The sequence below is a fragment of the Streptomyces sp. ISL-66 genome (assembly GCF_018614135.1).
Taxonomy (GTDB): Bacteria; Actinomycetota; Actinomycetes; order Streptomycetales; family Streptomycetaceae; genus Streptomyces.
Genome location: NZ_JAGGOW010000038.1, coordinates 61,590 through 75,274, shown reverse-complemented (window position 1 = coordinate 75,274; position 13,685 = coordinate 61,590). Strand labels below are relative to the sequence as shown.

At 73.1% G+C, this 13,685-nt stretch carries 13 protein-coding genes and 1 pseudogene; 6 read left to right on the top strand and 8 right to left on the bottom strand.

The genetic code is table 11. From position 1 onward, the window contains the following. Window positions 1-579, top strand: a pseudogene (locus tag J7E97_RS08835) (hypothetical protein); the annotation flags it as partial. Here the strand turns inward: J7E97_RS08835 and J7E97_RS08830 are convergent. Further along, a complete protein-coding gene (locus J7E97_RS08830; protein WP_215024167.1) occupies window positions 560-1,105 on the bottom strand; it encodes a hypothetical protein in 546 nt (181 codons plus the stop codon). The pseudogene J7E97_RS08835 and the gene J7E97_RS08830 overlap by 20 nt on opposite strands. Window positions 1,106-1,231: 126 nt before the next feature. Between J7E97_RS08830 and J7E97_RS08825 the strand changes: the two genes are divergently transcribed. Beyond that, window positions 1,232-1,945, top strand: coding sequence for a chaplin (locus J7E97_RS08825; RefSeq protein WP_215024165.1), 714 nt, complete (start codon window positions 1,232-1,234; stop codon window positions 1,943-1,945). A gap of 22 nt (window positions 1,946-1,967) precedes the next feature. Here J7E97_RS08825 and J7E97_RS08820 read toward each other — a convergent pair whose 3' ends face one another. Next, a complete protein-coding gene (locus J7E97_RS08820) occupies window positions 1,968-2,621 on the bottom strand; it encodes a DUF2293 domain-containing protein (RefSeq protein ID WP_215024163.1) in 654 nt (217 codons plus the stop codon). 143 nt (window positions 2,622-2,764) lie between these two features. Here J7E97_RS08820 and J7E97_RS08815 point away from each other — a divergent pair, with 143 nt between their 5' ends. Beyond that, complete coding sequence (locus tag J7E97_RS08815; protein ID WP_251054098.1) at window positions 2,765-3,169, top strand: cupin domain-containing protein; 405 nt, start codon at window positions 2,765-2,767, stop codon at window positions 3,167-3,169. Here the strand turns inward: J7E97_RS08815 and J7E97_RS08810 are convergent. Next, window positions 3,122-4,567, bottom strand: coding sequence for a WGR domain-containing protein (locus J7E97_RS08810; protein ID WP_215024159.1), 1,446 nt, complete (start codon window positions 4,565-4,567; stop codon window positions 3,122-3,124). The two genes, J7E97_RS08815 and J7E97_RS08810, sit on opposite strands and share 48 nt — an antisense overlap. A 90-nt stretch (window positions 4,568-4,657) precedes the next feature. Between J7E97_RS08810 and J7E97_RS08805 the strand changes: the two genes are divergently transcribed. Continuing rightward, window positions 4,658-5,377: a uridine kinase gene (locus J7E97_RS08805; protein WP_215024158.1), complete on the top strand. Its 720-nt coding sequence runs from the start codon at window positions 4,658-4,660 to the stop codon at window positions 5,375-5,377. Between the two features lie 147 nt (window positions 5,378-5,524). Here the strand turns inward: J7E97_RS08805 and J7E97_RS08800 are convergent, their stop codons facing one another. Further along, entirely contained in the window at window positions 5,525-6,469 is a 945-nt protein-coding gene (locus J7E97_RS08800; RefSeq protein ID WP_215024156.1) for a carbohydrate kinase family protein, read from the bottom strand. 71 nt (window positions 6,470-6,540) lie between these two features. Then, window positions 6,541-7,491, bottom strand: a complete 951-nt coding sequence (locus J7E97_RS08795) for a pseudouridine-5'-phosphate glycosidase (protein ID WP_215024154.1) — start codon at window positions 7,489-7,491, stop codon at window positions 6,541-6,543. A gap of 232 nt (window positions 7,492-7,723) precedes the next feature. Between J7E97_RS08795 and J7E97_RS08790 the strand changes: the two genes are divergently transcribed. Next, window positions 7,724-8,137, top strand: coding sequence for a cupin domain-containing protein (locus J7E97_RS08790; protein WP_215024152.1), 414 nt, complete (start codon window positions 7,724-7,726; stop codon window positions 8,135-8,137). A gap of 72 nt (window positions 8,138-8,209) precedes the next feature. Here J7E97_RS08790 and J7E97_RS08785 read toward each other — a convergent pair whose 3' ends face one another. The 3 genes from J7E97_RS08785 to J7E97_RS08775 form a co-directional block, all read right to left on the bottom strand. Further along, the gene (locus J7E97_RS08785) at window positions 8,210-9,505 is read right to left on the bottom strand and encodes an MFS transporter (protein WP_215024150.1); all 1,296 of its coding nucleotides are present in this window, start codon (window positions 9,503-9,505) and stop codon (window positions 8,210-8,212) included. A gap of 238 nt (window positions 9,506-9,743) precedes the next feature. Further along, window positions 9,744-10,307 (bottom strand): methylated-DNA--[protein]-cysteine S-methyltransferase, encoded by a 564-nt coding sequence (locus J7E97_RS08780; RefSeq protein ID WP_215024148.1) that lies wholly within the window; start codon window positions 10,305-10,307, stop codon window positions 9,744-9,746. A 44-nt stretch (window positions 10,308-10,351) separates the two neighbouring features. Continuing rightward, window positions 10,352-11,236, bottom strand: a complete 885-nt coding sequence (locus J7E97_RS08775; RefSeq protein WP_215024146.1) for a glycerophosphodiester phosphodiesterase family protein — start codon at window positions 11,234-11,236, stop codon at window positions 10,352-10,354. Between the two features lie 241 nt (window positions 11,237-11,477). Between J7E97_RS08775 and uvrB the strand changes: the two genes are divergently transcribed. Further along, on the top strand, window positions 11,478-13,640 hold the full coding sequence (uvrB, locus tag J7E97_RS08770) for an excinuclease ABC subunit UvrB (protein ID WP_215024144.1): 2,163 nt from the start codon (window positions 11,478-11,480) through the stop codon (window positions 13,638-13,640). The last annotated feature ends 45 nt before the right edge of the window (window positions 13,641-13,685 follow it).

The window sequence follows — 13,685 nt, the reverse complement described above, 5'->3', positions numbered from 1 at the left end:
GTCCTGCCGCCGCTGCCGGCCCCACTGGCCGCGCCCGCCGCCGTCGGGCTTCCGCCCGCCTACCCGGCCGATCCCGCGGCCCCGGACCCGCTGGCCCTGGACCAGCTCGCCGGGGACGCGGCTGCCCGCGCCCTGGCGCTGCTCCTCACCGCCGAGGACCCGACCGGCCCGCTGACCCGCTGGCAGGACGCCGTCCGGCTGGCCTCGGCGCACCCCACCGCCGGGCTGACCGGCGCCGCCCGCGCCCTCTACCGGGACCTGGCCCGCGCCACGGGCCGGACCACCACCGACCTCGCCCGGGGAGCGGCGGCCTGGCGCCAGGGCGGCCTGGCCGCCCTGCTCGCCCTCGAAGAGCCCTGGGATCCCCCTGCGGGTCCCTTCGACCGGGCCCGCCCGGCCCTCCTCGCCGCCGCCGAGGGCACCTTCCGCCCCGACCGCAACCGCCTCACGGGCAGATCCCGCCAGCTCCGTCTCGGCCGCGACGCCCTCTGGTACGCCTACGAGAACCGCTTGGGTGACGACGACTGGTGGCCCACGGGCCGCCCCTCCCCGGACCCGGTCACCGCCCTGCGGCGCTGAGCCCCGCCGCCCAGCGGTGCAGCGTGGCGAAGTCGGCCGGGCGCAGGCCCTGCCGGGGGTGGATGCGCAGGAGCAGGGCCGGGGCGGGGTGGTGGGCGGCGACCCAGGCGCGGTCGCGGGGCGTGATCATGTCGTCGACCCAGGCGAAGGGCCGGCCGGCCGCCCAGGCGGTGAGGTGCCGGGTCTTCCAGGAGAGCCCGTCGGGGTCGTCGGCGAAGAGTTCCGGCCATTCGATGACGGGAAGATCAGCGGGTAGTCCGACGTGCGGGGAGATCATCGTGTTGGCCTCGTGCATCCAGGTGGTGGCCCAGGCGAGTTCGTAGGGCAGGGAGAGCAGGCGGGGGCCGTGGGTCGGGTGCAGGCGTACGCGCAGGCCGCGTCGCGCGCTGCGGGAATCCGGTGCGCGGCGGGACATCCAGATCGTCGGCCGCATCCGGTGGCTGGTATAGCCGCGGAGGCCCGCGAGGCGGGAGCGGAACGGGTTCAGTGGGCCGTCCACGTCGAGGAGGAGCAGCGGGCTTGTCATGAAGTAGGGATTACCCAGTACACGATGGGGTGAAATGCCTACCGGAGCTATAACCCGAACGGGTCTAACGCGTTGTTTCCGGTACGGGTACAACGCCCGTGACTCCTCCGGAAGGCAGGAAAACTGATGCGTCACAGTCGTCGGAATGGCTTGATCGCGGCGGTGGTTGCGGGAGGTGGACTGGCGGTCGCGGGAGTGGGCGGCCTCGCCCACGCCGATGCGAACGCGGGCGGACAGGCTGAGCGCTCGCCCGGACTGTTGTCGGGGAACCTCGTGCAACTGCCCGTGCACACCCCGGTGAACGTGTGCGGGAACACCGTGAGCGTGATCGGCGTCCTCAACTCGGCCGCCGGGAACCGGTGCGCCAACGAAAACCCGGGCGGCGGGCATTCGGGGAAGCCCGGGAATTCCGGGCCGCGGCCCTCCCATCCATCGTCCCGGTCCCCGCACTCCTCGAAACCGGGTGCCGGAAACGGCGGGGGGAACGGCGGGGGAGCGGAGGCCCATGGGCACGGAAAGGATTCTCCCGGGCTGTTGTCCGGCAACGGGCTCCAACTCCCGGTCGACCTGCCCGTCAACATCAGCGGCAACGCGGTGAGCGTCGTGGGCGTCGGCAACTCCTCCGTGGGCAACACCTCCGTCAACGGCGAGCCCCCCGCCGTCAGCGAGCCCGTCCGCCCGCCCGCGGTCGTACGGCCCGTCACCCCGCCCGCCCCGCCGCAGGGTGGTCCCTCGGCGCTCGCCCACACCGGAGCCGACGGCGTCGGCTACCTGATGTCCGGAGGCGGAGTCCTGCTGCTCGGCGGAGTGCTGCTCTACCGCCGCTTCCGGCTCAGCTGACAGCACCACGGCCGGCGGGCGATCAGGCCTCCGCCCGCCAGCCGTCGAGGATCGCGTCGATCCGCGGGGCCAGCCGGGCCCGGGCGGCGAAGCGCGGTACGCCTCCCATCAGCAGGGAGTCGTACTCGGTGTCGAGGTGGCGCACCGCCGCCCGGACCGCCGCCGAGACGGCCGGCTCGTCCAGCGCCCGGCCGGCCGCGCTGCGGCCCACCCGGCCGCTGCCACGCACCGAGGCGTGCGCGGCGATGGCCCGCGCCCGCTCGGCCGGACAGCCGGGGAACAGCCTCAGGATCTCGGCGGCGAAGGCCGCCGTGAAGCGGGTGTCCTCGGCCTCGCGGCGCAGCCGGTTCCGCTCCCGGCGGCGCGCCCGTGCCTCGGCGTCCGCGAGGCAGGCCCGCTCCGCGCGGGCGAGGGCGGCCTCCTCGACGAGCAGGCCCAGGCGCTCGTAGCGGCGGCGCCGTTTGTGGAAGCGGACGACCACGGCGGAGAGCGAACCGGCCTCGTGTGCCCGCCGGGTGAGGGCCGTGTCCCCGCGCGGCAGGTACACGAGGTGTCCGAGGTCCACGCAGTCGAGGCAGCGGGGTACGCCGACCTCGCGGACGAGACGGCGGAGCGGACCCTGCCGGCATTCCGCGCAATGGATCTGCTTCGTCGACTCGAAGACAACCAGGCTCATGGAGAAGTGATACCGCCGTCCGGGCCTTATATCACCTTGTAGTCATGGGTAGTTGTGCTTTCACAGAGTCTTCCCCCGACCTCATGTTGTTCTCCTACCGTCGGTCGAGCGGGTTGCGGTGGGCGCCCATGGAGGAGGAACACATGAGTGGAGGGCAGGCGACGGCGCGACGCCCGAGAACGATGGCGCGGCGCTCCGGAGCGCAGACCGCTTCCGACCTCGTGACGAGGGAGATCTCCATCGGGCCGGGTGGCAGCACCGGCTGGCACTACCACCTGGTCCCGCTGATGGCGGTGGTCGGATCGGGGACCCTGACCCGGATCCTGAGCGACGGCACGGTCGAGGTGCACCACGCCGGCAGCAGCTTCGTCGAGCCGGCCGGCATCCAGCACGTGCACCTCGGCCGCAACCTCGGCGCGGAACCCGTCGTACTCCACATCACGGCCGCCATAGCCGAGGGCGCCCCCTTCGCGGTGCCCGCGCAGGCCCCGGCGCAGGCGTCAGACGAGGCGGCGTATCTCCCCGCGCACCCGGTAGAAGCCGCCTGAGGCCGGGTGCAGCCCGTCCACCACGTACCGTGCGCCCGGCTCCCGGATCCCGCGGGGGAACTGCACGTTCCAGGAAGGCTCGAAGCCGCCCGACAGCACCTGGACGCGCATCCGGCCACCCTGCTGGACGCACTCCACGACCACGCCGCCCGCCGGGACCGAGGACACCGACACCGTCGCCACTGCGGCGGGTGTCGCCGCCGGGGTGTAGACGGGCAGGGCGGCCGCGGACTTCACGTCCACCGCCATCGGCACCGACCCCTCCCGGGCCGCGGCGATCGCCGCCTCGCTCGCGTCCACGCACACCAGCGATCCGTCGGTGGTGACCAGGTACAGCCGTTCGTCCAGGTACTGCATGGACAGCGCGGCGCCGCTGCCGGTGCCCAGCTTCCACAGCCGCCGCCCGTCGGCGTCGAAGCAGTACACCGAGGACGCGAGGTCCCCGGCGAAGACGTGCCGGCCGTCGGGCGAGGTCGCGCACGAGTACACCGCCGCGTCGCACCGGTAGGAGGCCTCCACCGCGCCCGTGGCCTTCGACAGCCGCTGCACGGTGTTGCGGCCGGTCCCCGCGTACACCGCGTGGTCCTCCTGCCAGCCGAACAGCACCGAACCGTCGGTCGCCGTGTGCCACAGCTCCCGCCCGCCGTCCGGCGCGTAGGCCGTCACGCCCTTGCTGTGGCCGTGGTAGACGGCGCGCTCGTCCGCGCGCACCATCCAGGCGTTGCCGCCCGACGACCGCCGCGACCACTGGAACTCGTCCTCGTGGTCGATGACCGTCAGCCCGCCGCTGCGGTCGGACACGGTCAGCACGCCCTCGCGGATGTCGAGCCAGAAGATGTCCACATCGGCCGCGATGTCGTACGCCCCGAACGGCACCTTCGACGACAGGTCGTACACCGTGCCGTCGTCACAGCCCGCGTATATCCAGAAATCGTCCGCCACCAGGCACTTCACCCCGTCCGGCAGCGAATACCGGGCCAGCACCTCGCCGCCGTGGCTCAGCGTGTAGACGTCACCCGCCTGATTGCCGACCCAGCAGCGGTCCTCGTCGACGTGGATCCCGAAGGCCGAGGAACCCGTACGGAAGCGCCACAGCACGGGGGCCGCCGCGCGCGCCGTAGACGGCGTGGACGTCACCTGGCGGCGCGTCACCGACCGGGCCGCGCGGCCGCCCCGGACCGCGGGGGCGTAGCCCTTGCGGACCTTCTCGCCGACCTTCTTGGCGGCGGCCGCCCGTGCCTTCTCCACGGTCGGGAAGGAGGAGTTCTGCAGCTGGCCGTCCGCGCCGATCCGGCCGTACCGCACCGAGACCGCCGTGCCGTCCACGGTCACCTCGTAGAACTTGTGGGCACCGCCGTCGTCCTGCGACAGCTCCAGATAGGTCGTTTCGCCAGCCACGACAGACTCCTCCCCAAGGCCGGGCCGCCGGCCCTGTGCGCCGGTGATCCCTCGTCAAAAACGTTAGGGGTCACCACTGACAATGGGCTCGTGCAGCTGGAAGCGATCACATGGCAGCGGATGGCCGAGCGGCTCGCCGGTCACCTTGAGGACGGCGACGGAGACGGTGACGGCGCGAGCGAGGGCGACGGCGCGGGCAAGGGCGAGGGCGGCGGAGAGGGCGGTCGGAGCGGCGGCCACGGCTGGCGGCGGGTGGGCATCGACGGCGCGCCCGCCGCCCGCACCGGCGTGCTGGCCGGAGAACTGGCCGACGCGCTGCGCCTGCGCGGCCGTCCGGCCCTGGTCGTGGCGGCCGAGGGCTTCCTGCGTCCGGCCTCCCTCCGCTTCGAGTTCGGCCGGGAGGACGTGGACTCCTACCTCGGCGGCTGGTACGACACGTCCGCGCTCTGGCGCGAGGTCTTCGGCCCGACCGACCCCGGCGGCACCGGCCGGGTCCTGCCCGACCTCTGGGACCCGACGACCGACCGGGCGACCCGCACCCCCTACGCCGAACTCCCGCCCGGCGGGGTGCTGATCGTGCACGGCCCCCTGCTCTTGGGCCACTGGTTCCCCTTCGACCTCAGCGTGCACATCAGCCTCTCCCCGGCGGCGCTCGCCCGCCGCACGGAGGAGTCCGCCCGCTGGACCCTGCCCGCCTTCGCGCGCTACGAGGAGCAGACCGGCCCGGCGGACCTCGCCGACGCCCTGGTCCGGGCCGACGACCCGCGCCACCCCGCCTGGACGGGCCTGCGCGCAACCCGCGACGGCTGACGCGGCACGCCCGCGCGCGCAGCCGCGCCGTCACGGGGTCCCCGGGCCCGGCGGCCACGTCCCTCCCCCTCGTGCGGACTCACAACGCCTCGCAACACCCTCGTAGCGGCCGACCGGGGACCGTCCCGTCCCGTCCCGGGGACCTTCCTACGGCCGCCCGCCCACCCGCGTCACCGCCTCCGAAGCCGCCCGGCACCCGGCCCCGGCGGCCCAGGCCGAACCCGCGCCCGCCAGCCGGGCCGCCAGGAACGCCCCCGTGAACGCGTCGCCGGCGCCCGTGGAGTCCACCGCCTCGGCGATCTCCGCCGCGACCTCGGCCGTCACCCGGCCGTCCTCGGCGATCAGCGCCCCGGCCGCGCCCCGGGTGACCACCACCAGCGGCACCCGCCGGCTCAGCTCCGCCGCCGCCCGTGCCACGCGGCCCGGTCCGGCGGACGCGGCCGGCCCGGTCAGCCCGGCCAGCAGCAGGGCTTCGTCCTCGTTGGGCAGGAGTACGCCGGCCCCCGCCACGGCATCGAGGAAGCGCTCCGGACCCAGTACGGCCAGGAACCCGGCCGATGCCGGGTCCACGCTCACCGGTACGTCGCGGGCACGGGCCGCCCGCAGTGCCACCAGGGCAAGGTCCCGGCTGCTGTCGGCGAAGAACAGATAACCGGACAGGTGGAGATGGGCGACCCCGTCCAGCAGCCCGGGAACCCAGTCGCCGGGGGTGAGCCGCAGCGAGGCCCCGCTGTCGGTCAGGAAGGTCCGCTCCGCGTCCTCGCCGACCAGCGCGACCACCGTGCCGGTCGGCTCGGCCGGATCGATCACCAGGGTCGGCCGGACCCCCGCGTCGAGCAGCGCCTGCTCGTGCCACCGGGCCGATTCGGCGCCCACCCGCGCGAGGATCCGTACGTCCGTGAGCCCCGTACGGGCCGCCCAGCAGGCCGCGTTGGCCCCGGCGCCGCCCGGCAGGGTTCGGATCCGGGCCGGGGTGTCGGTGGCCGGCGCCAGTGGCGCCGCGTGCACCGCCACGACGTCCGTCACCACGTCCCCGACGACCAGCAGGGCCCCGGGCCCGCCGGTCACGGCCGGGCCGCCCCGACCGGTCATGGCACCGCCGGTCACCTCACCGCCGACCGATCCGCTGCCGCCTGAACCACTGCCTGCCGATCCGCCGCCGGTCACGGCCGTGCCGCCCAGGCCCGCGCGATCCGGGCCCCGAGGCGCACGTTGCCGCGTACCGCCGCCAGGTTGGCCTCCAGCGAGGCCCCGCCCGTCGCGCGCACCAGGAATCCCAGCAGGAACGGTGTCACCGCCTGTCCCGTGATGCCCCGCTCGCGGCACTCGGTGAGTGCCTCGGCCAGGACCCGGTCGTGCAGTTCCGGATCCAACTGCTCCGCCTCCGCGACGGGATTGGCCACCAGGAGCGCCGACTCCGCGCCGCCGAGGGCGTCCTGGGCGGCCATCACCGCCGCCACCTCCTCCGGCCGGTGCACCGTCCAGTCCACCGGCTCGCCGGAGTCAGCCAGGTAGAACCCGGGGAAACGATCCGTCCCGTATCCGAGCACGCCCACCCCCAGCGTCTCCAGCCGCTGGAGCGTCGCCGGCACGTCCAGGATCGACTTCACCCCCGCGCACACCACCGTGATCCGCGTCCGAGCCAGCAGCGACAGGTCCGCCGACTCGTCCTGCGACCGCGTCCACTCCCGGTGTACGCCGCCCAGCCCGCCCGTGGCGAAGACCCGCAGCCCCGCCCGCGCCGCCAGGAAGGCCGTCGCCGACACCGTCGTCGCGCCGGTCGCTCCCGTCGCGAGCGCGGGCGCCAGATCCCGGTGGCCGAGCTTGCGCACGCCCTCGCCGCCCGCGATCCGTTCCAGCCGCGCCTTGTCCAGCCCCGCGCGGGCCACGCCGTCGACGACCGCGATCGTGGCCGGAACGGCCCCCTCCGACCGGACCAGCTCCTCCAGTTCCATGCCCACGGCCAGATTGCGGGGGCGGGGCAGGCCGTGCGCGAGGATCGTCGACTCCAGCGCCACGACGGGCTGCCGCCGGTCGAGGGCCTCGCGCACCTCCTCCGACAGGACCGGAACCAGGGCTTCGGACGATGACGATGCTGCTGTGTGCTGTGACATGTCCCCATCCCTGGCACGGGATTCGTTGCCCCAAACGCGCCGCCGACGACCGGGCGCCAACCTGTCCCCACGGCGTACGGGCCGCCCTGGCCGAAATGCCGCGGGTCCTGCGCCCCGGCGGCCGACTGCCGGCACGCCGACGGGGGCTGGACAGGGTGACGCGCCGAGAGGGCGCGCGCTGGACGCTCTGATCACCCCGGGGCGTGGCGGGCCCGGATTAGGCTGGCGCGCCATGAGCACCAGTGACCACAGCGCCGCCCCGGCCGAAGCCCCCGCCGCCGCCCCAGCCCCAGCCCCCGCCTCCTTCGCCGTCTCCGTACCGGACCTCCCTGACGCGGAACTGGAGCGGGAGGAGCTCGACCCCGCGCAGGTCCTCTCGGGCGAGCCGGTGGTGACGGGCAAGGTGCTGTGGGAGGCGGCGGACGGTTCGCAGGTGCGCGGGATCTGGCAGATCACCCCGGGGGTGGTCACCGACACCGAGGCCGACGAGCTGTTCGTGGTGGTCAGCGGCCGCGCCACCATCGAGGTGGAGGGCGGCGCGACGCTGGAGGTGGGACCGGGCTCCGCCTGCGTGCTGCGGGAGGGCGACAAGACCACCTGGACCGTCCACGAGACGCTCCGCAAGGCCTACCACATCAGCTACTGACCACATCGGCTACTGACTCCCTGCGCTACGGACCACCCCAGCTACGGTCCACAGGGCCCCTGACCGCGTCGGCTACCGAGCGGCGGCGGACGCCTTCACCGGGTGGCGGCGCGAGGTGAACAGCGCGAGCGCCGCCATCGGCAGCAGCAGCGCGGCGCCGACCGCGTTGAGCCAGCCGTAGCCCGCCTGGGACATGATCAGACCGGCGACCGCGCCGCCCAAGCCGGCGGCCGTGTTCATCGTGAGGTCGCTCAACCCCTGTACGGCGGCCCGCGCGGGCTGCGGCACCGAGTCGGTCAGCAGCGCCGACCCGGACACCATGCCCGCGGACCAACCGAGGCCGAGCAGGAAGAGTCCGGCCGCGCTCTGGGCATGGTTCGGGCCGGCCGTGCCCGCGAGCAGCGCGGCGACCGAGAGCAGCCCGGCGGCCAGGCCGATGACGGACAGCCGGCCGAGTCGGTCCGCGAGCCAGCCCATCACCGGCGAGAAGGCGAACATGCCGGCGATGTGCCCGCTGATCACCAGCCCGACGAGCTGGAGCCCGGCGCCGTGGTGGCCCAGGTCGACCGGGGTCATCACCATGATCGAGACCATGGTGGTGTGTGACACCGCGATGGTGACCAGCGCGAGCCGCGCCCGGGGGGAGGCCTTGACGGCCGCGAACCCGGCGCGCAGCGAACGCCCGGCGCGGGTCTGCTCGCCGGGCGCGGCGAGCGAGCGGGCCGTCAGGAGCGGATCCGGGCGCAGGAGTACGGCGACCAGCGCGGCGGTGAGCAGGAAGACCGCGCCGGCCCAGACGAAGGGGCCCGCCGTCTGGGGTATGGAGGTGCCGGCGAAGCTGCGGCTGGCGGGAGCGGAGAGGTTGGGGCCGAGCACCGCGCCGAGGGTGGAGGCCCAGACGACGAGGGAGATGGCCCGGGCCCGGCGGCCGGGCTCGGCGAGGTCGGAGGCGGCGAAGCGGGCCTGGAGGTTGGCGGAGGAGGCGGCGCCGAAGGCGGCCATGCCGAGCATCAGGAGCGGGAAGCTTCGGACGGAGGCGGCGAGGACCACGAGCGCGGCTCCGGCGGCGCCGATCACGTAGGCGAGGACCAGGCCGGGGCGGCGGCCGCGCGCGGTCATCAGCGCGGCGAGCGGGAGCGAGACCAGGGCCGTCCCGATCACGGAGGCGGTGGAGGCGAAGCCGGACAGCGATTCCGTGCCGCTGATCTCGGTCGCCAGCACCGGGGCCAGGGCGATGCTGATGGGCACGCCGACCCCGCTCAGCAGCTGGCTGGCGATCAGCACGGCGGAGGTGCGGCGCTGCAGCGCGGGCAGGTCGGCGAGGGTCACCGGTGCGGAGGTCCGGTCGGCGGCGGGCCCGGCGCTCATGCGGCCGGTCCCTGACGGGGGCACGGACACGGGGGCGGTACGGGCGCGGGCGCGGCGGCAGGAGTAGTCACCGCGGCAGTTTCGCACCCCTTACCGCCAGGCGGAACCGAGTAAGCGGCCGCCGGGTCAGGCGCCGCCGTGGCCGCGGCCCCGGTCGGATCGGACACCGCAAGGGGCACCGCAACTGACACCGGACCGGACACCGGAACAGACGCCGGAGCAGACGCCGGAACAGACATCAGAACAGCGGCTGCGGGAGCACGCCCTCGAGGGCCAGCAGGACCCGCTTGGTCTCCACCCCGCCGCCGAAGCCGCCGATGCCCCCGTCGCTCTCCACGACCCGGTGGCAGGCCACCACCAGCGGCAGCGGATTCGATCCCATGGCGTTGCCGACGGCCTGGGCCGCGCCCGGCTGGCCGACGCGGGCGGCCAGCTCCCCGTAGCCCACGACCGCCCCGTAGGGCACCGAGCGGTCCAGTTCCCGCAGGACCTGCCGGTTGAAGCCGGAGCTGAGCCGCCAGTCCAGCGGCAGGTCGAAGCGGTGCAGCGTGCCGGCGAAGTATTCGGTCAGCTGGCGTATCGGCTCGGCCAGCAGGACCTCCTCGCCCGGTGCCGGATGCCAGGCGTCGGCGCCGAGCCGGGAGACCAGCGCGCCGATCATCCGGTCGGCCCGCTCCGGCCCGGCGTGGAACTCGACCCGGACCAGACCCTCCGGGGTCGCGGCCAGGAGCAGGGGCCCGATGTCGCTGGGGACGACGGTCCATTCGAGGCGCGGCCCGCGGGGCCGCTCGGTGGTGTCCACCCCTTCACGGTACGGCCACCCACCGACAGCGACGGGCCCCCGGCTCAGTACCCGCCCACCGCGGCCCGTACGACGTCGGGCTTGTTGGTGATGATCCCGTCCACGCCCATGTCGTGGACCTTCCGGGCGGTCTCCGCGTCGTCCACGATCCACGTGTCCACCTCCATCGCCTTGCCGTGGGCGCCGAGCAGCCCGTGCACCGCGTTCACCCACTCGCCGTCGATGGTGGTGTACCAGGGGTTGATCCGGTCGGTGAACTGGGCGTACCGGGGCAGCTCGGCCAGGGGCGGGGTGCCGAGGAAGGCCGTCACGAGGTCCGGGCGCAGTCCGTGGACGATGCGCACGGACTCGGCGCTGAAGCTCTGGACCACCAGTCGGCGGCTCACGTGGTTCTCGTCGAGCCAGCCGGCCTCGTCCAGCACCCGCAGGGTCTGCTCTTCGATCCCGGGGTAGAGCTCCGGCTTCTTGATCTCCAGGAGGAGCCGCTGCTGGTTGCGCTGCACCCGGTCCATGTACTCCCGCAGGGTCGGTACGCGGGCGCCCGCGTACGGCGGTCCGAACCAGCTGCCGGCGTCCAGCCGGCTGATCTCCTGCGCCGTGAAGTCCTTGACGCGCCAGGGCTTGCGGTCGGGGAACACCTGCTTGACGTCGGTGGTGCGGGTGAGGGTGTCGTCGTGGATCACCACCAGCTCGCCGTCCTTCGTGCGCTGGACGTCGTTCTCCACCCAGTCGAAGCCCATGCTCATGGCGAGGTCGATCGCATCGAGGGTGTTCTCCGGTGCGTACGCCGAAGCCCCCCGGTGGGCGTACACGATCGGGTTGGAGAGCCAGTCCGGACCGGGGGCCGCGGAGGCGGCCGTCGCGCCGAAGACGGTGAGGGTGAGTCCCAGGATGGCGGCGGTGGCCGTGGCGGCGGGTCGGACGTACATGCGCGTTCTCCTCGGGTCGTGAGCCCTGCTCCTGCCTCAAACGGGCGCGGAGCGGCATTCGTTGTGGCGACGCACTTGCGGGTTTGCGGTTTCGACGCGCTTTCAGGGAGAGCGGTGTACGGCGATCATGGGGTTGAAGATCGCGGGGCCGCCACCGAACTACGACAAACGGACCAGACCCGTACGGCCCCGACGGGCCGCGGGAGCGTGGAGTGTCAGTGGAGGGTCGTACGGTTGACCCATGCGGCCCGTATCGAAGATCGAACGCACGGTGGCGCCTTTCGAGGTCGTCAGCTCCTACCAGCCCAGCGGCGACCAGCCGGCGGCCATCGCCGAGCTGGAGAAGCGCATCCGCGCAGGTGAGAAGGACGTCGTGCTGCTCGGCGCGACCGGAACCGGCAAGTCGGCGACCACTGCCTGGATGATCGAGAAGCTCCAGCGGCCCACGCTGGTGATGGCACCCAACAAGACGCTCGCCGCCCAGCTGGCGAACGAGTTCCGCGAGCTCCTGCCGAACAACGCCGTCGAGTACTTCGTCTCGTACTACGACTACTACCAGCCCGAGGCTTACGTACCGCAGTCGGACACTTACATCGAGAAGGACTCCTCGATCAACGAGGAGGTGGAGCGGCTGCGCCACTCCGCGACCAACTCCCTCCTCACCCGGCGGGACGTCATCGTCGTCGCCTCCGTGTCCTGCATCTACGGCCTCGGCACCCCGCAGGAGTACGTGGACCGGATGGTCCCCCTCAAGGTGGGGGAGGAGATGGACCGCGACCAGCTGCTGCGCCGCTTCGTGGAGATCCAGTACACGCGCAACGACGTGGCCTTCACCCGGGGCACCTTCCGGGTCCGCGGCGACACCATCGAGATCTTCCCGGTCTACGAGGAACTGGCCGTCCGCATCGAGATGTTCGGCGACGAGATCGAAGCGCTGTCCACCCTGCACCCGCTGACGGGCGAGGTGATCAGCGACGACCGCGAGCTGTACGTCTTCCCCGCCAGTCACTACGTCGCCGGCCCCGAGCGCATGGAGAAGGCGGTCCGCGGCATCGAGGCGGAGCTGGCCGGGCGCCTCGCCGAGCTGGAGAAGCAGGGCAAGATGCTGGAGGCGCAGCGGCTGCGCATGCGCACCACCTACGACCTGGAGATGATGCGCCAGATCGGCTCCTGCTCCGGCATCGAGAACTACTCGCTGCACATGGACGACCGCGAGCGGGGTTCGGCGCCCAACACCCTCATCGACTACTTCCCCGAGGACTTCCTCCTCGTCATCGACGAGTCGCACGTCACGGTCCCGCAGATCGGCGCGATGTACGAGGGGGACGCCTCCCGCAAGCGGACCCTGGTCGACCACGGGTTCCGCCTCCCGTCGGCCCTGGACAACCGGCCGCTGAAGTGGGAAGAGTTCCAGGAGCGGATCGGCCAGACCGTCTACCTGTCGGCCACCCCGGGGAAGTACGAGCTTTCGCGCGGCGACGGCTTCGTCGAGCAGATCATCCGCCCCACCGGCCTCATCGACCCGGAGATCGTGGTCAAGCCCACCGAGGGCCAGATCGACGACCTCGTGCACGAGATCCGCCAGCGCGTCGAGAAGGACGAGCGGGTCCTCGTCACCACCCTCACCAAGAAGATGTCCGAGGACCTCACCGACTACTTCCTCGAGCTCGGCATCCAGGTCCGCTACCTGCACAGCGACGTCGACACCCTGCGCCGCATCGAGCTCCTGCGCGAGCTGCGCGCCGGCGAGTACGACGTCCTGGTCGGCATCAACCTGCTGCGCGAGGGCCTCGACCTGCCCGAGGTGTCGCTGGTGGCGATCCTCGACGCCGACAAGCAGGGCTTCCTGCGCTCCGGCACCTCGCTGATCCAGACCATCGGCCGGGCGGCGCGCAACGTCTCCGGCCAGGTTCACATGTACGCGGACAGCATCACCCCGGCCATGGCGCAGGCGATCGACGAGACCAACCGGCGCCGCGAGAAGCAGGTCGCCTACAACACGGCCCACGGGATCGACCCGCAGCCGCTGCGCAAGAAGATCAACGACATCGTGGCGACGATCGCCCGCGAGGAGCTCGACACCGAGCAGCTGCTCGGCAGCGGCTACCGCCAGACCAAGGACGGCAAGGCCGTGAAGGCGCCGGTCCCGGCGCTGGGCGGCACGGCGACCGGGCAGGCCAAGGCGGGTGCCAAGGCCGGTGCGAAGGGCGCCAAGGGGGCGAAGGCCGGCGTGGTGGCGACCGACCGTCCCGCCGCCGAACTGGCCTCGCTCATCGAGCAGATGACCGAGCGGATGCGCGGCGCGGCCGCGGAGCTCCAGTTCGAGGTCGCGGCCCGGATCCGGGACGAGGTGAGCGAGCTGAAGAAGGAGCTGCGACAGATGAAGGAAGCGGGCCTCGCCTGACCCGGAGGCGGTCAGTAGGGTTGGCACCAGCCGCAGGTACACGCT